Source organism: Niallia sp. FSL R7-0271 (assembly GCF_038005785.1).
Lineage (GTDB): Bacteria > Bacillota > Bacilli > Bacillales > Cytobacillaceae > Niallia.
This window is the reverse complement of record NZ_JBBOTZ010000001.1, coordinates 3,087,646-3,107,670: the sequence shown is the minus strand read 5'-3', so window position 1 is coordinate 3,107,670 and position 20,025 is coordinate 3,087,646. Positions and strand designations below refer to the sequence as shown.

At 39.3% G+C, this 20,025-nt stretch carries 24 protein-coding genes; 12 read left to right on the top strand and 12 right to left on the bottom strand.

Features of this window, described 5'->3' with window-relative positions; translation table 11 throughout:
• Positions 1 to 42: 42 nt before the first annotated feature.
• The gene (locus MKX82_RS15950) at positions 43 to 528 is read right to left on the bottom strand and encodes a phosphatidylglycerophosphatase A family protein (RefSeq protein WP_233316486.1); all 486 of its coding nucleotides are present in this window, start codon (positions 526 to 528) and stop codon (positions 43 to 45) included.
• 285 nt (positions 529 to 813) lie between these two features.
• Here MKX82_RS15950 and yutH point away from each other — a divergent pair, with 285 nt between their 5' ends.
• The 4 genes from yutH to thrB all read left to right on the top strand — a co-directional run bounded on the left by yutH (position 814) and on the right by thrB (position 5,343).
• A complete protein-coding gene (gene yutH, locus MKX82_RS15945; RefSeq protein ID WP_311315875.1) occupies positions 814 to 1,821 on the top strand; it encodes a spore coat putative kinase YutH in 1,008 nt (335 codons plus the stop codon).
• Positions 1,822 to 2,072: 251 nt separating this feature from the next.
• Positions 2,073 to 3,368, top strand: a complete 1,296-nt coding sequence (locus tag MKX82_RS15940; protein ID WP_233316485.1) for a homoserine dehydrogenase — start codon at positions 2,073 to 2,075, stop codon at positions 3,366 to 3,368.
• Positions 3,368 to 4,429 (top strand): threonine synthase, encoded by a 1,062-nt coding sequence (thrC, locus tag MKX82_RS15935; protein WP_233316484.1) that lies wholly within the window; start codon positions 3,368 to 3,370, stop codon positions 4,427 to 4,429. Before MKX82_RS15940 ends, thrC begins: the two co-directional genes overlap by 1 nt.
• Positions 4,426 to 5,343 carry a homoserine kinase gene (gene thrB / locus MKX82_RS15930; RefSeq protein WP_233316483.1) on the top strand — a complete coding sequence of 306 codons (918 nt, stop codon included), beginning with the start codon at positions 4,426 to 4,428 and terminating at the stop codon, positions 5,341 to 5,343. The genes thrC and thrB overlap by 4 nt, the downstream gene beginning before the upstream one ends.
• 44 nt (positions 5,344 to 5,387) lie before the next feature.
• Here the strand turns inward: thrB and MKX82_RS15925 are convergent, their stop codons facing one another.
• Complete coding sequence (locus tag MKX82_RS15925) at positions 5,388 to 5,624, bottom strand: NifU family protein (RefSeq protein WP_233316482.1); 237 nt, start codon at positions 5,622 to 5,624, stop codon at positions 5,388 to 5,390.
• Positions 5,625 to 5,790: 166 nt separating this feature from the next.
• Here MKX82_RS15925 and MKX82_RS15920 point away from each other — a divergent pair, with 166 nt between their 5' ends.
• Positions 5,791 to 6,117 carry a YuzD family protein gene (locus tag MKX82_RS15920; protein WP_233316481.1) on the top strand — a complete coding sequence of 109 codons (327 nt, stop codon included), beginning with the start codon at positions 5,791 to 5,793 and terminating at the stop codon, positions 6,115 to 6,117.
• Positions 6,118 to 6,182: 65 nt separating this feature from the next.
• Here MKX82_RS15920 and MKX82_RS15915 read toward each other — a convergent pair whose 3' ends face one another.
• Positions 6,183 to 7,274, bottom strand: a complete 1,092-nt coding sequence (locus MKX82_RS15915) for an NAD(P)/FAD-dependent oxidoreductase (protein ID WP_237941846.1) — start codon at positions 7,272 to 7,274, stop codon at positions 6,183 to 6,185.
• 214 nt (positions 7,275 to 7,488) lie between these two features.
• Here MKX82_RS15915 and MKX82_RS15910 point away from each other — a divergent pair, with 214 nt between their 5' ends.
• Positions 7,489 to 7,728, top strand: a complete 240-nt coding sequence (locus MKX82_RS15910; protein ID WP_233316479.1) for a YuzB family protein — start codon at positions 7,489 to 7,491, stop codon at positions 7,726 to 7,728.
• 41 nt (positions 7,729 to 7,769) lie between these two features.
• Here MKX82_RS15910 and MKX82_RS15905 read toward each other — a convergent pair whose 3' ends face one another.
• Positions 7,770 to 8,450, bottom strand: coding sequence for a DUF2225 domain-containing protein (locus MKX82_RS15905; protein WP_233316478.1), 681 nt, complete (start codon positions 8,448 to 8,450; stop codon positions 7,770 to 7,772).
• Positions 8,451 to 8,686: 236 nt separating this feature from the next.
• On the opposite strand from MKX82_RS15905, the gene MKX82_RS15900 reads away from it, so the two are divergent.
• On the top strand, positions 8,687 to 9,052 hold the full coding sequence (locus tag MKX82_RS15900; protein WP_233316477.1) for a HesB/IscA family protein: 366 nt from the start codon (positions 8,687 to 8,689) through the stop codon (positions 9,050 to 9,052).
• A 253-nt stretch (positions 9,053 to 9,305) separates the two neighbouring features.
• Positions 9,306 to 9,998, top strand: a complete 693-nt coding sequence (locus tag MKX82_RS15895) for a 3D domain-containing protein (protein WP_233316476.1) — start codon at positions 9,306 to 9,308, stop codon at positions 9,996 to 9,998.
• 38 nt (positions 9,999 to 10,036) lie between these two features.
• Here MKX82_RS15895 and MKX82_RS15890 read toward each other — a convergent pair whose 3' ends face one another.
• Positions 10,037 to 10,513, bottom strand: a complete 477-nt coding sequence (locus tag MKX82_RS15890) for a divergent PAP2 family protein (protein ID WP_233316475.1) — start codon at positions 10,511 to 10,513, stop codon at positions 10,037 to 10,039.
• A 293-nt stretch (positions 10,514 to 10,806) separates the two neighbouring features.
• Here MKX82_RS15890 and MKX82_RS15885 point away from each other — a divergent pair, with 293 nt between their 5' ends.
• Positions 10,807 to 12,309: a leucyl aminopeptidase gene (locus MKX82_RS15885; RefSeq protein WP_341078330.1), complete on the top strand. Its 1,503-nt coding sequence runs from the start codon at positions 10,807 to 10,809 to the stop codon at positions 12,307 to 12,309.
• Positions 12,310 to 12,356: 47 nt separating this feature from the next.
• On the opposite strand, the gene MKX82_RS15880 is transcribed toward MKX82_RS15885, so the two are convergent.
• Genes MKX82_RS15880 through MKX82_RS15870 form a run of 3 tightly spaced genes read right to left on the bottom strand, consistent with a single transcriptional unit; the run spans position 12,357 to position 14,733 of the window.
• Positions 12,357 to 13,385 (bottom strand): alpha/beta fold hydrolase, encoded by a 1,029-nt coding sequence (locus MKX82_RS15880; RefSeq protein WP_341078328.1) that lies wholly within the window; start codon positions 13,383 to 13,385, stop codon positions 12,357 to 12,359.
• A 1-nt stretch (position 13,386) separates the two neighbouring features.
• Entirely contained in the window at positions 13,387 to 13,908 is a 522-nt protein-coding gene (locus tag MKX82_RS15875; RefSeq protein WP_341078326.1) for a hypothetical protein, read from the bottom strand.
• A 51-nt stretch (positions 13,909 to 13,959) separates the two neighbouring features.
• Complete coding sequence (locus tag MKX82_RS15870; RefSeq protein WP_233316623.1) at positions 13,960 to 14,733, bottom strand: SDR family oxidoreductase; 774 nt, start codon at positions 14,731 to 14,733, stop codon at positions 13,960 to 13,962.
• Positions 14,734 to 14,934: 201 nt separating this feature from the next.
• On the opposite strand from MKX82_RS15870, the gene MKX82_RS15865 reads away from it, so the two are divergent.
• Positions 14,935 to 15,135 carry a hypothetical protein gene (locus tag MKX82_RS15865; protein ID WP_233316471.1) on the top strand — a complete coding sequence of 67 codons (201 nt, stop codon included), beginning with the start codon at positions 14,935 to 14,937 and terminating at the stop codon, positions 15,133 to 15,135.
• A gap of 43 nt (positions 15,136 to 15,178) precedes the next feature.
• On the opposite strand, the gene MKX82_RS15860 is transcribed toward MKX82_RS15865, so the two are convergent.
• Both MKX82_RS15860 and MKX82_RS15855 read right to left on the bottom strand, forming a co-directional pair.
• Entirely contained in the window at positions 15,179 to 15,553 is a 375-nt protein-coding gene (locus MKX82_RS15860; protein WP_233316470.1) for a hypothetical protein, read from the bottom strand.
• A 155-nt stretch (positions 15,554 to 15,708) separates the two neighbouring features.
• A complete protein-coding gene (locus MKX82_RS15855) occupies positions 15,709 to 15,888 on the bottom strand; it encodes an asparagine synthase (RefSeq protein ID WP_233316469.1) in 180 nt (59 codons plus the stop codon).
• 278 nt (positions 15,889 to 16,166) lie between these two features.
• Here MKX82_RS15855 and MKX82_RS15850 point away from each other — a divergent pair, with 278 nt between their 5' ends.
• Complete coding sequence (locus MKX82_RS15850; protein ID WP_233316468.1) at positions 16,167 to 16,721, top strand: DUF5366 family protein; 555 nt, start codon at positions 16,167 to 16,169, stop codon at positions 16,719 to 16,721.
• A gap of 35 nt (positions 16,722 to 16,756) precedes the next feature.
• On the opposite strand, the gene MKX82_RS15845 is transcribed toward MKX82_RS15850, so the two are convergent.
• Complete coding sequence (locus MKX82_RS15845; RefSeq protein WP_341078320.1) at positions 16,757 to 18,616, bottom strand: transglycosylase domain-containing protein; 1,860 nt, start codon at positions 18,614 to 18,616, stop codon at positions 16,757 to 16,759.
• Between the two features lie 222 nt (positions 18,617 to 18,838).
• Between MKX82_RS15845 and kapD the strand changes: the two genes are divergently transcribed.
• Positions 18,839 to 19,459 carry a 3'-5' exonuclease KapD gene (kapD, locus tag MKX82_RS15840; RefSeq protein WP_341078318.1) on the top strand — a complete coding sequence of 207 codons (621 nt, stop codon included), beginning with the start codon at positions 18,839 to 18,841 and terminating at the stop codon, positions 19,457 to 19,459.
• Positions 19,460 to 19,559: 100 nt separating this feature from the next.
• Here kapD and MKX82_RS15835 read toward each other — a convergent pair whose 3' ends face one another.
• The gene (locus MKX82_RS15835) at positions 19,560 to 19,955 is read right to left on the bottom strand and encodes a kinase-associated lipoprotein B (RefSeq protein ID WP_233316465.1); all 396 of its coding nucleotides are present in this window, start codon (positions 19,953 to 19,955) and stop codon (positions 19,560 to 19,562) included.
• Between the last annotated feature and the right edge of the window lie 70 nt (positions 19,956 to 20,025).

Sequence of the window (20,025 nt, the reverse complement as noted above, 5' to 3'; positions counted from 1 at the left end):
AAGGAAGAAGCACTTAGTGTGTTCTTCCTTTTTTATTTTCATCTATTTTTCACCCCTGACACTATGTGCCAGCCTGCTTGATGCTGCCGCAGCAATAGCACCAACTATATCATCTAAAAAAGTATGACATTTCCCTGTCGATTTATCATTAAGCTTCTTAAGGATGCCAGGTTTTAATTTATCTACATATCCGTAATTAGTAAATCCGATTGAGCCATATACATTTACGATGGAAAAGCTCAGTACTTCGTCAACGCCGTAAAGACTTTCATCACTTTCGATAATGGCTTGAAGCGGTGCCTCGAGCATTTTCTTTTCTGCAAGCACATCTAATTGTATGCCAGTTAACAAGGCATTTTGTACTTCCCTTTTGGACAATACACGCTCTACATTATGGATACATTCAGCCATTTCTAAATTCTCGTGATATTTTTCCTGTAATAAATAAACTAGTTCTCCAATATCTTCTATGGTAACTCCGCGCTCGTGAAGCCATTTTCTCGCTGTTTTTTCTGTAATATCTGACATATTATCACCTTTTCTAATTGTATTCACTATCTAAACACAGTGGTCATCATTGCTTACTATGCCAATATTGGCTGTACGCTTTACCGAGCATTGCGTAAAAGGCAGGCTGTGATAATAGCTGTATACTTGTTAGTATATGTAGGACTTCTATAAAGGTATGTGTCATTCTTTACTGAAAATTTCTTTAGCAACAGGTTATAAAAGAAAAAACTCAAGATTATCACTTAAAGACATATATTTTTCTTATAAGGTGTTTTGCAGATTCGTTCTTTGAAAAGGAGGAGTATGATGATTCGGAAAATCTTACACAGTCATTATGGCGTAGAGGTCACAGATGAAATGAGGTTTGGTCACTATGAAGCCTGCAGAAAGGATGGCAAGCTGTATACGCTTATACCAGTAGACAACAAAGAGGATGAAGAGATATTAGAGCTTCATGAGCTTGTAAATCATATGACAAATTTGGGTGATTACAGAGTTGGGACATTTCTGGAATCAAAGGATGGCAATATTAGAGAAGAGGTGGAAGGACAGGCGTACTGTATTATGCTGAATGAGCATGTTCAGCCTTTTCAATCAAAGCAATTAGGAAGGAAATTAGGAAAGTTTCATTATCGGGGCAGATCGGTCCAATTTGGTGTCGAGAAAATTTCGCGAATGGGACAATGGAAAGGTTTGTGGGAAAAGAGGATTGACCAGATGGAGGCCTTTTGGAATACAAAGATGTACCAGGAACCTGAAAGCGAATTTGATAAACTGTTTCTCGAGGCATTTCCATATTATATGGGAGTTTCTGAAAATGCGATTCAGTATTTGGTCGATACAGAGCTTGATGATGAACCTTCACCGATTGACAGCGGGACGATTTGTCATAACCGTTTCATGAAATCAACATGGATGGGAGAGTATTATGTAAAGAATCCATTTGATTGGGTATTCGATCATTGCGGCAGAGATTTAGCAGAATGGACAAGAGAAAGATATTTTCTTAATATTAAAACCTATTATCGGGATGTTCGAAATTTTTACAATGACTATCAAAGCATTGCACCATTAAGCCCGTTTTCCTGGAGGCTGATCTATGCGAGATTGCTGTTTCCTCTTCATTTTGTGGAGTGTGTCGAAAATTATTATTCAAGCTCAAGTGAGGCACAACGGCATTATTTAGAGGATCAATTAAAGAAATATTTAAATCAGTCTAAGGATTCAGAGGAGTTCCTGCGCGTTTTTTTTGAGATGGTTGAAGCACCTGTCAAAAAATCAAAAATCCCCACATTAAGCTGGCTTTATTAACCTTCCGTTTTATACAATTACCCTTTCCCCGGCTCGCTTTCTAGCCGGGTATTCTTGTCCAAAATAGTTCCCCTTTTTCTTACAAATTACTTTATAATAGAAAAAACAGTAAAATGACAAAAATAAGAGTTGAATAAATTTTCAAAGAATATATAATTCACCTCTTGTAAAAAATCAGATCTAACACTATAATGTCTACTATACAAAGACAGTTGTTTTTTTAAAGAGAACATCTTAGGGGGAATAGCAAATTGGAGACAATATCAATTGGACTGCTTGGATTGGGCACTGTCGGCACAGGTGTTGTAAAAATCATAGAAAATCACCAAGATAAAATCATGCACCAAATCGGCTGTCCCGTCAAAGTAAAAAAGATACTTGTAAAAAATATAGATAAAGACCGGGATGTATCCATTGCAACTGACATGTTAACAACAAATCCAGATGAGATTCTGAATGATCCAGAAATAGATGTGATTATTGAAGTGATGGGCGGCGTAGAGGAGACAAAAGAAAGGCTGCTCCAAGCCCTTAAAAATCGCAAGCACGTTGTAACAGCTAACAAGGATTTAATGGCTGTTTACGGGGCGCGCCTCTTACAAGTTGCCTCAGAAAATAATTGTGATTTATTCTACGAAGCAAGCGTTGCTGGCGGGATTCCTATCATTCGAGGACTTGTCGATGGCCTAGCATCAGACCACATTACGAAACTGATGGGAATCGTGAATGGAACGACAAACTTTATTTTGACAAAAATGACTAAGCAAGGAAAAGCGTACGACGAAGTCTTGGAAGAAGCACAACGACTCGGATTCGCCGAAAGCGATCCGACATCTGACGTGGAAGGTCTTGATGCAGCTCGGAAAATGACGATATTGGCTACATTAGGCTTTTCTATGAACATCAGCCTTGAAGATGTGAAGGTTGAGGGGATTACTCAGGTCACGGAAGAAGACATTCAGTATGGCAAGCAGCTTGGCTATACGATGAAATTGATTGGTTTTGCCCATAGACAGGACGGAAAAGTAGAAGTGAGCGTACAGCCAGCCTTCTTAATTGACAGTCACCCGCTAGCGGCAGTCAACAATGAATTTAATGCTGTTTATGTATACGGTGAAGCAGTAGGAGAAACGATGTTTTACGGGCCTGGTGCCGGCAGCATGCCGACAGCAACTGCAGTCGTTTCTGATTTAGTGAATGTCCTAAAAAACATGAGATTGGGTGTAAACGGAAAAACCGCTATTACACCACAATTTAAAAAGAACTTGAAGAAACCGGACGAAATGTACTCCAAATACTTCCTTCGTCTGCAAGTAGAAGATGCAGTAGGTGTATTTGCTGAAATTACATCAATCTTCTCCAAAAATGGTGTGAGCTTTGAAAAGATTCTGCAATTGCCTGTAAAAGAAAAAGGCATGGCAGAAATAGTCTTAATTACGCATCATGCATCCTTGTTAAACTATGAAAATATACTAATTCAATTAAGAGACTTATCATCTGTCCGTACAGTAAAAAGCTCTTACCGTGTAGAAGGAGGAACTAAGTAATGAGATGGAAAGGCCTGCTTGAAGAATATAAAAATTATTTGCCAATTAACGATAACACACCAAGTCTGACTTTAAATGAGGGTAACACTCCTTTAATAAAGCTTGAACAGCTTTCAGAGGAATGGGGAGTAGAGCTGTATGTAAAAACAGAAGGTACAAACCCGACTGGTTCATTTAAAGACAGAGGCATGGTGATGGCTGTCGCTAAAGCTAAGGAGGAAGGCAATTCCACTGTTATTTGCGCCTCTACTGGAAATACATCGGCTGCAGCTGCAGCATATGCAGCTCGTGCAGGCATGCGCTGTATCGTTGTAATTCCAGAAGGTAAAATTGCGATGGGTAAACTAGCTCAAGCTGTTATGTACGGTGCTGAGATTATATCGATTGAAGGAAACTTTGACCAAGCATTGCAAATGGTTCGGAAAATCAGCGAAACAGAACCAGTTGCGCTAGTGAATTCTGTCAATCCATACAGATTAGAAGGCCAGAAAACAGCTGCATTTGAAGTTTGTGACCAGCTTGGCACAGCACCTGATATCTTGGCAATTCCAGTCGGAAATGCAGGCAATATTAGCGCCTACTGGAAAGGCTTTAAGGAATATAACGAAGCAAAACAAACAGGACTGCCAAAGATTCATGGATTTGAAGCAGCAGGAGCAGCAGCAATCGTCCATAATCGTGTGTTTGAAAATCCGGAAACAATCGCAACAGCAATTCGCATTGGAAATCCGGCGAGCTGGAAGTTGGCTGTACAAGCCCAGCAGGAATCAGAAGGTATTATTGATGAAGTAACAGATGAAGAAATCATCGCTGCTTACCGTACGATTGCAGCTAAAGAAGGCGTATTTGCAGAACCTGGTTCTTGTGCTTCTATCGCTGGAGTTTACAAGCATTTGCAAAGCGGTAAGATTGCTAAAGGCAGCAAGATCGTTGCTGTACTGACAGGAAATGGCTTAAAAGATCCGAACACAGCTATAGATGTAAGTCCAATTAAGCCTGTTGTTCTGCCGAACGATGAAAAGGCAGTGGCGGCTCATATTAAGGGAGTCGTTCATATATGATGGAAAGTGAGATGCTTCAAATCAAGGTTCCAGCAAGTACGGCAAATCTTGGACCGGGATTTGACAGCCTTGGCATGGCTCTGAGCCTATATTTGATTGTGGAAGCTTCTCCAGCAGAAAAATGGGAGGTAATACCGCTCTCAGAAAAATTGAAGACTTTTCCGTCAGATGAAAGCAACTTTATCATCGCAACAGCTATACAAGTAGCCAAAAGCTACAATAAAGAATTGCCGCCTTGCAGGGTAAGCGTTTCAAGCGAAATTCCGCTGGCTAGAGGTCTCGGTTCTAGTGCGTCGGCAATTGTTGCTGCAATAGAGCTTGCCGATTCCTTAGGTGAGCTTCAATTGACAGAGGAAGAGAAATTTACCATCGCAACCAATATGGAAGGGCATCCGGATAATGTCGGTGCAAGCATATTTGGCGGCCTTGTGGTTGGATGTCAGCTTGGAAGCGAGGCAGATGTGGAAGTAATCCATTCAGTAGAATTGGAATTGCTGGCCGTTATACCGAATGAAGAGCTTCTTACGAAATCAGCAAGAGATGTGCTCCCTAAATCGATGCCATTTGCAGAAGCAGTTGCAGCAGGTGCTGTTTCCAATCTTCTTGTGGCCGCATTGCTGACAGGCAACAACAAGCTTGCCGGCAAGATGATGGCGCTGGACAAATATCATCAGCCGTATCGAAAGGAGCTTGTCCCGCATCTGGAGATAATAGAACAGCATGCTCAGAAATTAGGGGCATACGGTGTCGCCTTAAGCGGTGCAGGTCCAACAGTCTTATGTTTCATTGAAACAGGGAAGACAGAAGCGGTTGCCGCTGGACTGAAGGAGCTTTTGCCTGATATGAATTATCTTCCCGTGCAAATTGATAAGAATGGTGTGGAAGTAAAAGGGAAAGCATACAGCAATATATAAAAAGGGCAGCCATTGGCTGCCCTTTTTAGCTATTAAAGTTTGTATTAGAATACTTGCTCTACTTCATATACCCCTGGAACTTCTTCCAAAAGAGCGCGCTCAATACCAGCTTTTAGCGTGATTGTCGAACTTGGGCAGCTTCCGCAAGCTCCAAGCAAACGCAATTTTACGATGCCGTCTTCCACATCTACCAATTCACAATCCCCACCATCTCTAAGAAGGAATGGGCGTAATTTATCTAGTACTTCCTGTACTTGTTCTCTCATTTCTAATTCTGCCATTCATATCGACTCCTTTCCTATAATTTATTATAATCACATTAAAGAGAAAAATCTATTCTAGAAACATGAAAACACCTAAACATTATTTCATATTGCATTGTCTCTTCCTGAGACAATAATGTCAACACTTCAATGAGTGAATTAAACAGGAAAGAGAGGAAGAAAAATGAAAAGAGAATTAGAAATAAGCATTTACGGTGCAGAACAAATTTGTGCGAGCTGTGTGAATCTCCCTTCTTCAAAGGATACATATGAGTGGCTGCAGGCTGCTCTTAAAAGGAAATTCCCTGATCAAGATTTCAAGATTCATTATTATGATATCTTTGAAGCTAATTATGATGAGGATAAAAACGCCTTTTGTAAAAGGGTCATTGAAGAAGATTTATTCTATCCAGTTGTCGTAATTGACGATGAAATAATTGGTGAAGGCAATCCGAAGCTGAAACGGATTTATGAGGAGTTTGAAAGGTACGGATACAATAGCGCACAATAATCCAAAGAAAACAGGCTGAAGAGATGTTGTCTCGTCAGCCTCAAAAGGTTCAAAGCCTCATCGCTTCAGCCGCGATTTTTGGGCTGAATGAAGTAACTTTTTTTTTTATTTTTATCTTTCCATAATACCCCGTGCTTTAAAATTCTCGGAATACGGCCAGTCAATGCAGTGTTGGCAATAAGCCCAAATCCATGCTTTTTTCCAAGTGAGCCCAGCACCCCTTTCAGTTTCAGCGTTGGAAAGGAAGGAAGTCTCTCTCCTTTCCAACGGGCAATCAAAACGGCAGCTATTTGCACAGCCTGTTTTTCTGCGAGCTGGGCGCTCGGTGGCAGGCCAAGACTCGCGCAGTCTCCAACTACAAATACTTTGTCATCATCAGGCAAGTGATGATGATCGGTGAGAAGTATTCGCCCTTTTTTATCTTTGTCTGCCGCAAGATCTAGAACTATTTTGTTCGGCTTGACGCCAGCAGTCCAAACAATGCAGTCAAAGGGATAAGGCTCTCCATTATTGTATACCGTATTCTCTTCAATTAAGGTAATAGTGGAATTTTTGATTATTTCCACATTTCGTTCTCCAAACCACTTCTCCACATAATCGCTTACCTTCGAAGGATATGATGAAAGGATTGTATCTCCCCGGTCAAACAAGGTAACATGCAAATCTTGGCGGCTCTCCGCAATTTCAGAGGCGAGCTCCACCCCGCTTAAGCCTCCGCCGATGATAGCAACCCTTGATTCCTCCGCCAATAGGTTAAGCTCTGAGTAAGTCATCTGTGAGCGGCTTCTCGTTTGAATGCTGTGTGTAAACTTATCGGCTCCTGTTATGCCATGATAGTTATCCTCGCAGCCTAAGCCAATAACTAAATCATCGTAAACGATGCTTTCTCCATTAACGAGATTCACTTTATGTGATGGTAAATCAATACTTGCTACTTCTGCATTTAGAATGGAAACTTGGGGATGTTTAGGAAAGGGAATCCTAATATGCTCATCTGTGACGGTGCCTGCGGCTAAAGCATAGTATTCTGTCTTTAAAAAATGGTAAGGGGCTCTATCAATAAGGATAACCATTATGTTATATGGCAGATTAGAAATTAGGCGGGACAACAGCATCATGCCGCCATAGCCGCCTCCAAGTATAATTAGTTTTTTCATAAAACCTCCCTAAAAAGGACATTCATATTGTATTTGAACAAAGGTTGTTAATATATACAACTTTTTCGAAGCATTTTATCCTTAACTATTTTTAAGTATATTATGAGGATTAGGCGGTTTATTCTTAATTGAAGAAGAAATAACAAACATACTGTTAAGCTTGATAAATAAAATAAAAAAAGTTAGTATATGTGTTATTGAAGAGGTGATTATATTGTTTAAACCGATTATTGAATTTTGTTTAAGCAATCTAGCATCCGGGGCAGAACCGGCAAAGCTCCAATTAGAGCAGGATGATAAACTGGATGTAATAGATTATGGCTGTTTAGGCATGTGCGGACAGTGCGGGGAATCTTTATTTGCCCTTGTAGACGGAGAAATGGTGACAGGTGAAACACCTGAAGAGCTTGTTCAGAATGTGTACAAGCATATAGAAGAAAATCCGATGTTTTAAATAGAAGGAACACAGACAAAGCAGGCGAAACTCGCCTGCTTTTAAGCTTTTTGCAGCTCTCTGATTTTTAGCCAGCCATCTTTTGCGAGACTGATAATATTTTTTTCAATCGTTTTGCTTTGCTGTTCGATTACTTTTGAGAAATACTTAACAGCTTGTTCTGTTTTTGTTGTTCTTCTGCAAAGCTCACCTGCTAAATATAGTGTCTTTATTTCAGAAACTTGAGTTCCTCTGAAGTCTCCGGTTGAATAAGACAGCTCGTATTCAGATAACGCCAGCTTCATGAAGCGAGTTTCCTCGTTTACGTCCTCCAGCATTCGATAAAGCCATGCCAGTCTTATGTATAAACCAGCTATCAAAATATGCTTCTCATGTCTTAGAATCCCAGCATATGCAGCAAGTTTATATGTTTTTACACTGTCTCTTATCGTTCTGCTTTCTCCAAAGTTTTGCGGATTCCATTGGCTTGAAATCTTTTCTGTTAAGATTGCTTTTTCTGCTTCATTTAAACGGACCTCTGCTTGATCTGCGAACGCAAAACCGCAGGCAGGACAGACATTGACGTAATAAAGAAGCGGATTATGTTCTTCATAAAATGGAAAAAAGTCAGAATCAAACCCTTTTGCTTTAATAAATCGGGAACGCAGCTTCTTTGTTGTAAAAGAGGTGGTACATAATGGACATAGACAATTTTTATCATAAAGAGGTTCAATGGTGGTCATTTTCTCATACCTCTCCAAAAATAATTTAGTTAATTTATACTACTATTATACATAACATTAAGGAGAATTACCTATTAAAGTAACGATTATTTAAAAAATTAATAATATTATCAAATAACAGTTGTCATGCTTCTGCAATTAATTGGTATATATTTGGTGAGTTGCACAAGTTGAGTAGTTTTGTCGCGAGGTATATAATATAAGGAAGAAGAAACATCAGAAAGGGAGGATTTATTATGACAGAAGAAGTACTTCATATTACAGATGCGGCAGCATTGCAAATTAAAGAAATGATGAAAGACAACGAAGAGGAAGGCTCTTATCTTAGGGTTGCAATCAGAGGAGGAGGCTGCAGCGGACTTTCTTACGGAATGGGCTTTGCACCTGAAAAAGAAGAAAATGATTATGTAACAGAGCAGCACGGTATTCAAGTGCTTGTTGATAAGAATGACACAGCCATCTTAAAAGGCACAAAAATTGATTATAAACAATCTTTAATGGGCGGCGGTTTCACAATCGACAACCCGAACGCCATCGCATCTTGCGGATGCGGTTCCTCTTTCCGCACAGCAGTTAACGCAGGTACGCCTGAAGAGTGCTAAACAAAAACTGCCTTTTCCGAATGGAAGAGGCAGTTTTTTTCTCTTTTAAATCTCCTCTTAAAATATGTAAAATACCTAAAAAAGAGTGCAGAAAAAGATAAATAGGCGGCTGTTAACCAAATTATACTAGTGAAAAACCGGTATTTTATAGCAATTTTTGTTAATTTACTAGGTAAATGGCTTCTCTTTTAAACTATTTGTGAATAATTGTTTCCATTTTGGGAAATGAATAGTTTTGGAGGAGTTGAAAAATATGACAAGTAAAAAAATTTTTAGAAGGGTCGGAATGACCTTACTTTTCATTGCAGCACTACTAACAACATTTCAATCCATTTCAGGAGTACAAGCGAGCTCATTCCATCTTTCAGACAGTAATGAAACAGAGGATGATTCTTATTTAGATCATACATTTAAAAAGATTGGATTTGGAATTAAGAATTTGAAGGAAGCTTTTGCAGCAAGCACACAAATATCTTCTAGTACAGAGGTAACAGGCAATCCGCCTTTGCTTGAAGAAAGAGATTGGTCCCAATATCCAAAGAAACAAGTTGTGGCTACTGGTTATACGGCTGGCTTTGAATCAACAGGAAAAAACCCTAGTCATCCGTCATTTGGCATCACCTATTCTGGTGTAAAGGTGAAGCGTGATTTATACAGCACGATTGCTGCAGATATAAGTGTATTCCCAATCGGGACCGTGCTATTTATCCCAGGCTATGGATTTGGAGTTGTTGCAGACACTGGCTCTGCCATCAAAGGGAATAAGCTTGATTTATACTATGAAACAGTAGACGACGTATATAGCCAATGGGGCAAGAAAACAGTAGACGTATACATAGTGGAAATGGGCAAAGGGAAACTGACAGAGAAAACATTAACAGCGTTTAATGAAGCGAAATCTATGCAGGTTTTCCGCCAGCAATACACAAGTGCAGAAAGCAAATAAAAAAAAGTTCCACAGGAGATTTCTCCGTGGAACTTTTTTTAGTGAAAAATTAAATCGAGAATGAGTGTTAAAGCTATCCCGGTAAGTCCTCCAAAGAAAACCTCAATCGGCTTATGTCCGAGGAGCTCTTTCAACTGCTTTCTCTTTTGCTGTTCAGGCTTTTGCTGCCAGCCCTTAGCATCATCTACAAATTTATTGAAATCATCCACCAGCTGATTCAGCACTATTGCTTGTTCCCCAGCCTGCCGTCTAACACCAGTTGCATCGAACATAGTAATGATCGCAAAGATAGCTGACACGGCGAAAATCGGGGAATCAGCGCCAGTTTCTAAGGCAACGCCTGTTGAGAGTGCTGTTACTGCAGCTGAATGAGAACTTGGCATGCCTCCTGTGCTTGTAAGCAAGGACCAGTCAATTTTTTTTGTAACAAAAAAAGTAATTGGGACCTTAACAAACTGAGCGAAGAAAATTGCTGCAAGACTTGCTAAAAAAGGAAAATTGATAAGCAGATCCAAAAAAATCACCTCAAGGTTATGTATTCTCTCTAAAATAAAACACTACCCGTATTGCAGCAAATTAAATCTTTTTGAAAAGCAAGTCCTTCCAATCCAATAATAAAAGTCAATAATTATGGAAATAGTGTTAATTGAAAGATATTGCTTTCTCTTATTATAACATAACCAAATTACTGGAGTTCTACTTAAAAAGCAATATTATCTTGGGAAGAAAACTAATTAGCTATACGAAATATCCTCGCAGTCCGCTATAATAGAAAAGAAGCAGCAACAGAATGGAGGAAGAAAAATATATGTTTAACTTTAAACAAGAATGGAACTTTACAGATAAATTAGAATGTATAGTAATTGGATTGTTTGAAAAGTCTATTAAACTGGAAGGTAAATTAGCAGAGCTTGATGAAGTCTTTGGAGGAGAATTAACTAATCTGCTGAAGGAAAACGATCTGTCTGCAAAGAAAAAACACATACATATTGTGCATACATTCGGTAAAATTGGCGCAAAAAGAATTGTTTTTGCTGGGTTAGGAAAACAAAAGGAGCTTACCTTCCATGAAGTGCAGGAAATTTATGGAGCTGTATTTCAAGAGCTTTCTAAAGCTAAGTATCAGCAAGCAGCCGTTTTTGTAGAATCCTTTGTGACGGAAACTCTAGATGCTCTTGAAAATTCCCATGCATTAGCAGAAGCATTAGCATTGTCTACATACGAGTTTGAAGGCTATAAGCAAAAATCCAATGAGCCAGAGAAAAAGATTGAGGAAGTAATTCTCTACAGCGCAACAGACGAAGAAGAAGTACGTGCTGCTGCAATTGTAGGCTATACATACGGAAAGGGAACAAACTCTGCGAGAACACTTGTCAACCTGCCTGGTAACATGCTGACAGCTACTGATATGGCTGAGTATGCAAAGCAGCTTGGAGAAAAATACAGCTTTGAGGTTGAGATTCTGGAGAAGGAGGATATGCTCAAGCTTGGAATGGGAGCTATTCTTGCAGTGAATCAAGGCTCGACCGAACCGCCAAAAATGATTGTCCTTAAGTATCAGGGCAAAGAAGAATGGACAGATGTAATCGGTCTTGTAGGAAAAGGAGTCACCTTTGATACGGGCGGTTATTCTATTAAGCCGAAGGACGGGATTGTCGGCATGAAAACAGATATGGGCGGTGCGGCTGCTGTTCTTGGCGCAATGGAAATCATTGGAGAGCTTAAGCCAGAACAAAATGTAGTTGCTGTCATTGCTTCAACAGATAATATGATCAGCGGTTCTGCTTTTAAGCCAGATGACGTTATCACTTCGATGAGCGGCAAAACTATTGAAGTATTAAATACAGACGCAGAGGGCCGTCTCGTGCTTGCTGATGCTGTCACATATGCGAAGCAACACGGTGCAGGTTATTTAGTGGATGTAGCAACATTAACTGGCGGTGTGATTGTTGCACTAGGTATGGAAACAACTGGTGCAATGACAAATGATGAAGCTCTGTTTGAACAAGTGCTAGAAGCATCTTATGAAGCAGGAGAGCCTATTTGGAGACTGCCGATATTTGAAAGCCATAAGAAAAGAGTCAGAAACAGCCCGGTTGCTGATTTGAACAATTCTCCTGGACGAGAAGGACATGCCATTGTGGCAGGTGCTTTTATTGGTGAGTTTGCGGAAGGAACACCATGGGTACATCTTGATATTGCCGGTACTTCTTATACAAATAACAGCTCAGAACTGCAGAAAGCAGGAGCAACAGGTGTTATGACAAGAACATTAGCGCTATTGGTTGAAAGATTTAATCAAGAGGGATAAAAAATATTAAAAGAGCTGCATCCAAAGGGATGCAGCTTTTTAGCATTTTAACAATCATCATCAACTGGAGTGCAATGGTTGAGTAGCCAATCCTCCATTGGGAAAGGCATAGATTTATTGGCAACTAACGATGCATGCCCGCCTTCAAACAGGATGAATGTCTTGTCTTCACTTCCCACAAGATCCATGATCGGCTCGCACAATTCACTCGGAACAAGGGGATCATATTTGGTTGAAAAAACAAGCAGGTTGCAAGTAATATTCCGAAAATCAACAGGAATTCCGTTAACTTCTAAACCGCCTTCAACAATCTTGTTATCGCGGACATAGTCGTTCATGAGCTGGTTAAAGGCTTTGCCAGGGAGCGGGATATGATCAAGCGTCCATTTGTTCATCCGCAGCCATTTTTCCCGGTATTTTGGATCATCACTGCGGTTTAATAATGCCAGATAGTGACTGTATGATACAGGAGCAACGATAAGCCTTGTTCCGTATTTAATGAAATCAGGCGGTACCATTCCAATGGTATCAATAAAATCATCGACTTTCACTTCCCCGTTGCGCAAGGCTTTCTGCCATTTGTCAAAGATAGGAAATTGGGAGAAGTCAATCGGAGATACAGCTAAAATAAGGTTTTTTATTTTTTGATCGGTAATAGCTGCAAAAACGGTTGCCAATGTCCCTCCAAGGCAAAAGCCAATAACTGTCATCTCGTTTGTGCAAGCATGGCGCAGTGCTCTTGTGTATGCTTTTTCAATATACTTCGTAATATAGTCATCAATTGTAGTATTGCGATCTTCGAAACCTGGAGTGCCAAAGTCAATTAAATAGGTGTCATATCCGGCATTTGTAAATGCCTCAATCAGACTGAGTGATGGAGCTAAATCTAAAATATATGCTTTGTTAACGACAGAATATATCAAGAAAATCGGTTCTTTAAACTTTCTATGTTTAGAAGGATAATACCAGAGGGTTGCTTTGTTTTTCTTCCAGATTGGATATTTCTCAGAGAGGCCGACAGGTATTTCATCCTCCGAAAGTGCATCCAAAAAATGAGAGAATCGTTTTAAAACCATATCAGTTCACCTTGTAAGGATCAACAGAAGGTGTTTCCGTTATAATCAGCTGCTCTTTTTGTTCGGCCATTTTTTGTTTAACTTGCAGCATCTCTTGTTGAAGTGTGGCAATCTCCTCTTCTTGTTTGGCAATTTCTTCACTTAAGCTTGCAGATAGTGGAGCATCCATTGATTCATGATTGCTTAATGCAATCTTTGCGACAAGCTCTTTCATTTCATGAAGCATTTTTGTAATTTGATAAAGCTGGTCGTCAATATTGTCGATTTTTTCTTCTGATTGCAGGATAAGCTGTGTGGCATTAGACAGGTCTGTCTTAGTAGGCAAATTTAAAACAGCAGCTGTTTGTTCTGTATATTGTTGAAGTTTTTTTATCTTTTTTGTAAGGGCATTTGTTTGTGTTTTTGCGACATTGATTAATGAATAATGGTTGAGCTGATTTTGAATCATATTGTTAATTTGAAACTGAAGGAAGGTTCCTCCCTTTTTGAGTAAATCATATACATCTAATGTAACCTGACCCATTTGTTAACATCCTTTCTTTTTCAAATCAGATTTGTCACACCTTTGCAAAGCTTAGAGCATGGATGACAAACCGCCATCTATGGCAATAGTCTGTCCTGTTATATAATCCGAACCTATGCCTGCCAATAATAGTGTCAACCCTTTTAAGTCACTGGAATGGCCGACTCTATGTGCTGGAATCTTCATCAATAGCTGTTTTTCATGTTTCTCTAATACAGAAGTGATTTTTGTTGGGAAAAAGCCCGGAGCAATTGCATTGACTTGGATATTATACGGAGCTAGTTTTACTGCTAGTTCTTTAGTTAGAGTTATAATCGCACCTTTGCTCGTATTATAGGCAATTGCATCTAAGAAAAGAGGGTGTGTGCCGAAGTTAGCTGTAACAGAGGAGATGTTGATAATTTTTCCGCTTTTTTGCTGCAGCATTTTTTTGGCAGCAGCTTGGGAAAACAAAAAGGTTCCTTTAACATTTACATCCATCACTTTGTCCCATTTATCTTCCGGATAATCTAATGTAGGTGCTATCCAGGAAGTGCCGCTGTTGTTAACAAGAATGTCTATGGAGCCAAACTGTTCTTCAGTTTTTGCGATAACCTGATCGATATCCTTTTGATTGGAAACATCACAAGAAAGTGCCAATGCCTGTATACCTTTTTCTTTAAGAAACTCGACTGTTTCACTGCTGTTGCTTAGCTTTCTTGAGCAAATAACAATGTTGGCACCTGCTTCGCCTAATGCAGCGGCCATCTCTTTACCTAACCCTCGTCCCCCGCCTGTTACAATAGCTGTTTTGCCTGTTAGATCAAACAACTCATTCATCTCTATGCCCTTGCCTCCTGTAGTTCAAGTTTTTTCCCTATAGTATAAACAAGCAGTGGGTGAAAGGTGCGAAAAATAATGATAATCCCCAAGCCTATTAAGGGAGAATTTTTACAGGGAAGGCGGCTGCCCAGTCCAAAAGAGGGACAGATGCATATGTAATAGAGTATACTGCTACAAATAAAGAAGAGGAGGCAATGCGTGCATATGTATGGATATAGATATCGTCCTCAAGATTCAAGAATTTTCTTTGGAGCACCATTAGTTGGTGGATTAATAGGTGGATTAGTAGGAGGAGCAGTCGGAGGTGCGCTAGTTAGACCAAGACCTTATTTTTATGGACCGCCAGTCCCTTATGGACCGGTTCCATATGGTCCAGCTCCGTACGGCCCATACCCTTATTATTAAAAGTATTTTCCCGCATTATTTGTATGCGGGAGTTTTTTTTTTATTATTCACTCCAGCGCAGCTTCAATGTTAAATAACAGCATGGAGGAGCATTCTTATTGTCAAAATCAAGTGTGATTCCATCCGGATTATATTTAATTTTTGGGAGGTTTTTTATTCCGCTAGTGCGAAGTAATTCATTTACAGCGCTGGAATTGGAGGCTTGAGCTGCTTGCATAACTCTTCTTGCATAATCTCTTGATTGGAATCTTGTTATAAGTGTATTTGCATCTGTTAACAGGGCCATGCTGCTTTGCGCACTTTTAACAAACTGATCTGGCTTTACTTCCGGAAGCTGACGAATGGGATAAGGATAATGCAAATATGGGTGAATGGGAATTGGCTGATAAGGATAAACACGATGAGAAGGTCTTAACATATTATTCACTCCAATCGGTTTCTGTTAGTGGCTACTTTATCGTATTCCTATCCAGTTTTTCATATGTACACTTTAGGCACTTTTATGTCCTTTGGCGTAATAAAAAAAGCACTAGGCGAAACGAAAAAGCCGCTTCGCGCTAATGCATAAATTCATTACTTGTTGCGGTGCTCCACTAAATCAATCGCTCCTAATACAATATGTGCTAAGCCAAAGCCAAACACCGTATTGGAAACCATAGAGTCGATTTTGCGGTTCTGCTTCATTACAAGGCCAGCTGTAGTTACTGCAGTACCTAAAACAGTCGGAATTAAACCTTCACGAATATTTTCCATTTAGCTTCACCCCAGTTATAATTTGCCCCTTCTTGTAGGACAATAATAGTATGTGCTTAAACCTCCTTTATTAAGCCCTGTATTGGATTGGTACATATTGTTTTTAAAGCTTCATTAAAATTGTTCATACTTTGTGTATTAACCAATATGTAAGGAAAAAATAGAGAGGAGTAAGCTTTTAGAAAGATGGATTTTTGCTTAATAAGGCATTTCCTAATACAATAAGAGCTATATCTTTATTACCAATGTTTAGCATAAGGAGTTATTAAAGGAATTAGATGAATACATATCTGACTAGTTACTTTCCGCTTTTTTCTATCAGTTTTTTTAGCTTATCTTTTGCAATCCGCATCCAGTCAACAGTGATTGACCTTTTTAAAAGGCTGGGGATGTATGAGGGTTTGTTGGAATTTTTCTCAGAGACAGGGATTAGGCTTGCATTGCTGCTGTTTTTTTGCGTGTTTATTTTTATGGCGTTATCTGCACTTAAACTGATTGCAGACACTTTAAATGGGTTATCGTTATTGTTTTTTTCCATTGATTCAAAAGGGGACAGCTTAATCAAAACAAGGAAAGGAAGCTTCATTTATTTTTGCGGCAGTATTCTCTCCTTGTTCGGTGTATACAGCTATATTATCCTTCTTGCTATCTTTGTCGTGACGACACTTGTTTACTTTGTTTATTTCGTTAACTCTGCAAGCGGCAGTCTGAATTTTAGCGGAATCATTTTTTATATTTTCTTTCAAGTATTAACATGGGCTGTCATGATTACAGGATTTCTGTTATTATGTATCAAGCTATATAACGCTATCATTGGCAGCTTGCCAATCTAAAAAAGCACCTGTCCATTTTTTGAACAGGTGCTTTTTTATGGTATCAATATCTTTTTCCAAATAGAAAGATGGGGAGCATTGCTTTCAATGCTTTTCAAATTGGTTGGGGCATCCTTTCCGACCCAAACACCAACAGTTAAATCATTAGATAAACCGACCATCCAATAATCTTTATAATCATTCGTAGTACCAGTTTTTCCTCCCAGATAAGGAGCTTGAAAATTTGCCTTCTTTGCTGTTCCGGATGTCACTGTGTGTTTTAGCAAGGTTCTCATCTTGTCATTCGTCGCTTTATTCCAGACCGTTTCCTCTGCTTCCTTCCATTCATAAAGCAGATTGCCGTCAGCATCTGTTACGGACGTGATGGCATGTGAGCTTTTAAAGCTGCCGTTATTTCCAAAGACAGTATAAGCATTCGTCATCTCAAGCGGAGACATACCAACTGTGAATCCACCGATAGCGGAGGACAGATGAACATCCTCTTCTGTCACCTTTTTAAAAGGAAAATGAGCTAAATAGCTGAAAGCAGTTTTTAGTCCAATACTATCTGCAAGCCTGACAGCAGGTGTATTATAGGAATGAATAAAAGCTTGATCTAATGTGACATTTCCATAGTCTTGACCACTGTAATTTTGCGGGCAATAACCGTCTTTGCAAAAAGCATCCGCATTAACGGTGGATTTAACTCCTTTACCTGTTTCCTGCAGATAAGGTCCATACACAAGAAGCGGCTTGATAGCAGAACCGGGCTGGCGATATGCTTGATAGCTCCGGTTAAACTCATATTTTTTATAGTTCTTCCCGCCAACAAGTGCGCCTATTGTATGGCTCTTGTGATCGATGACAACTGCTGCTGCTTCTACATCTGCTGTTATCAGGGAGCTTTTCACTGCTTTTACCGCTTTCTCCTGCAAGCTGCGGTCCATTCCTGTATGAATAATAACGCCACTTTCAAGGAGCTTCTGAACTTCGGCATCCAGCTCTTTGCTGAGAATTTCCTTTTCCTTGTCATTTGCTTTTGTTATTTTTTTAGCATAACCTTTTTCTTCAGAAACGAGTGCTCGTAATTCATCCTCCACATATGAGACATAGTCTGGATAAAGATCTGTTTTCTTTTGCACGTGAAGTGTTATTTTTTCATTTGTCATCTTTTTAGCTTCACTGCTGGATATTTTACCCTCTTTTTCCATTAAGGATATTAACCGTTCTTGTCTCTTTTTTGTTTGTTCAAAATGTTTAAGCGGATCATATATAGTTGGATTATTAGGAATGCTTGCCAAAAAAGACAGTTCTGCTTTGGACAAGTCACTCGATTTGCTGCTGAAGTAATAATTCGCTGCTGCTTCAATGCCATACATATTATTGGCAAAATAAACGGCATTAATATATTGAGTAAGAATTTCTGATTTTGACCACTTTCTTTCAAGCTCATAAGCGTAAAGAAGCTCTTTTAGTTTTCGATTGTAGGTTTTATCGTAAGATTGAAACATATTCCGGGCTAACTGCTGGGTAATAGTACTCCCGCCTTGTTCAATAGTATCTGATTCAGCATTGGTCAAGAGAGCCCTCCCGATTGCCGGCAGATCAAAGCCAGCATGTTCATAAAAATGCTGATCCTCTGATAAGATGAACAAATCTTTCACATATTGGGGGATTTCTTCATTTATCAAGTTTTTTCGTATCCCTGCTTGCGGGCTGATTTCTGATATACTTCTTCCACTATTATCCAAAATGTAGCTGGATTGAGCGAGTGTCATGGAAGAGACTGGTATATTGTCGTCCAAAAATTGATGGAAGCTGACATATTTCTTTTTTTCTGCTGCTGTAAAATAAAGAACAGCTACTAAAGCAATTAGCATTATTACTATAAAGGAAACCCCAAGTTTTTTTCGCATTAATTTTCCCTCATTACTTAAAATCCGTTAATAAAAGCATAAAGGATTTTTTATAAATATGCATGAAGTATTTTGCTGAAAAAAAGGGCAAAATATTACCATAATAGTAAACAAAAAAATAAATAGAAAATTTTAAAGCTTCGCGAATATTCTGTTATAATATAAGAAAAGGTTTTTAGGATAGATGGATCGGAGATTTACTTAGAGAAAGAAGGTGAAAAAATGGAGAAGCAGCAACAATATTTATTTATAGATTTTGAGTTTACCATGCCAGAAAAAAATGCTAAGTATAAAGGTTTTCAACCTGAAATAATTGAAGTGGGCATCGTCGCCGTCGTTAATGACAAGATAAGAGAAACCTTTTCTGCCTATGTGGCTCCAAGCAAGTTTCCCATTCTTTCAGAGCGATGCAAATCCTTCCTGCACATACATCAGGAACAAGTCGATAACGGAATTCCATTTCACGGTTTGCTCGATAAAATCAAGGAGATGGGCAGCGGTTTCTCAAATACAGTTGTAACATGGGGTAATATGGACATGAAGGTGCTCAGGAATAATTGCACTATGGCAGGTGCGTCATTTCCTCTTGCTTGCAGTGAAATGGATTTGTCGATGGAATATAAGCGGTTTTTCGGAGACCAAAATCAGATAGGATTATGGAAAGCAGTGCGGGAATACGGGAGCGAAGGGACAGGAAGACATCACCGCGCCTTAGATGATGCGCTGACAACCTATGACATATTTAAGTTTGTTGAAAAGGACAAAAGGTATTTAGGAAAGACGGAAACGACAACGATTGGCGATTTAATTGATCTATCTAAGTTTTATAATAAATTTGCATGAAAAAAGGATTGACAGCTAAGCTTGTTCTACTAGTTGCCACCCTTTTATTTTTTTGCCTAAAAAGGATTCCTCCCATATAAGGAAGAAATCCCGAAAAAAATTAAGCTTTTGTAATTGCCCGGCGGTACTCCTGCTCCAGTATGTCAAGATTGCTTAAGCTCCTTGCTGCAAATGGGGAATTGTCTTTACTCAGTTCATCCTTCATTTTCGAGACAGCCTGCAAAAGGGATGTCCCGTATTCTGGAGTCTCCTCCTCATATGGCTTTACCATCGGTTTGGGAGTATTCATCTGTTCTCTGTATGAGAGGGCTTTTCGCTCATGAAAAAAGACATTTTCTGCCTGCTTCGGATTATGTAAATCACCTTGCATAGGGTGCTTAAGAACAGCTAATACCCGCACCAAGTAGCTGTTGCTGCGTATATCTGTAATTTCGCCGATATATTTGCCTGTTTTGTATATGGCAGTAACCTTTGTGCCAATTGTTAGCTCTTCCACATCATTCGCCTCCAAAAACATTCTTTCTTAAATAGTACCATAATAAATCACTATGTTAGAAACAGGGAAA

Excerpts from the sequence above, each read along its gene's own strand:
- MKX82_RS15885 (WP_341078330.1), top strand. The coding sequence starts at position 10,807 with ATGTTTAACTTTAAACAAGAATGGAACTTTACAGATAAATTAGAATGT.
- MKX82_RS15850 (WP_233316468.1), top strand. The coding sequence starts at position 16,167 with ATGAATACATATCTGACTAGTTACTTTCCGCTTTTTTCTATCAGTTTT.
- MKX82_RS15920 (WP_233316481.1), top strand. The coding sequence starts at position 5,791 with ATGAAAAGAGAATTAGAAATAAGCATTTACGGTGCAGAACAAATTTGT.
- MKX82_RS15855 (WP_233316469.1), bottom strand. The coding sequence starts at position 15,888 with ATGGAAAATATTCGTGAAGGTTTAATTCCGACTGTTTTAGGTACTGCA.
- MKX82_RS15925 (WP_233316482.1), bottom strand. The coding sequence starts at position 5,624 with ATGGCAGAATTAGAAATGAGAGAACAAGTACAGGAAGTACTAGATAAA.
- kapD (WP_341078318.1), top strand. The coding sequence starts at position 18,839 with ATGGAGAAGCAGCAACAATATTTATTTATAGATTTTGAGTTTACCATG.
- MKX82_RS15875 (WP_341078326.1), bottom strand. The coding sequence starts at position 13,908 with ATGGGTCAGGTTACATTAGATGTATATGATTTACTCAAAAAGGGAGGA.
- MKX82_RS15845 (WP_341078320.1), bottom strand. The coding sequence starts at position 18,616 with ATGCGAAAAAAACTTGGGGTTTCCTTTATAGTAATAATGCTAATTGCT.
- MKX82_RS15900 (WP_233316477.1), top strand. The coding sequence starts at position 8,687 with ATGACAGAAGAAGTACTTCATATTACAGATGCGGCAGCATTGCAAATT.
- thrC (WP_233316484.1), top strand. The coding sequence starts at position 3,368 with ATGAGATGGAAAGGCCTGCTTGAAGAATATAAAAATTATTTGCCAATT.
- MKX82_RS15880 (WP_341078328.1), bottom strand. The coding sequence starts at position 13,385 with ATGGTTTTAAAACGATTCTCTCATTTTTTGGATGCACTTTCGGAGGAT.
- MKX82_RS15905 (WP_233316478.1), bottom strand. The coding sequence starts at position 8,450 with ATGACCACCATTGAACCTCTTTATGATAAAAATTGTCTATGTCCATTA.
- MKX82_RS15860 (WP_233316470.1), bottom strand. The coding sequence starts at position 15,553 with ATGTTAAGACCTTCTCATCGTGTTTATCCTTATCAGCCAATTCCCATT.
- MKX82_RS15865 (WP_233316471.1), top strand. The coding sequence starts at position 14,935 with ATGTATGGATATAGATATCGTCCTCAAGATTCAAGAATTTTCTTTGGA.
- MKX82_RS15915 (WP_237941846.1), bottom strand. The coding sequence starts at position 7,274 with ATGAAAAAACTAATTATACTTGGAGGCGGCTATGGCGGCATGATGCTG.
- MKX82_RS15895 (WP_233316476.1), top strand. The coding sequence starts at position 9,306 with ATGACAAGTAAAAAAATTTTTAGAAGGGTCGGAATGACCTTACTTTTC.
- thrB (WP_233316483.1), top strand. The coding sequence starts at position 4,426 with ATGATGGAAAGTGAGATGCTTCAAATCAAGGTTCCAGCAAGTACGGCA.
- MKX82_RS15950 (WP_233316486.1), bottom strand. The coding sequence starts at position 528 with ATGTCAGATATTACAGAAAAAACAGCGAGAAAATGGCTTCACGAGCGC.
- yutH (WP_311315875.1), top strand. The coding sequence starts at position 814 with ATGATGATTCGGAAAATCTTACACAGTCATTATGGCGTAGAGGTCACA.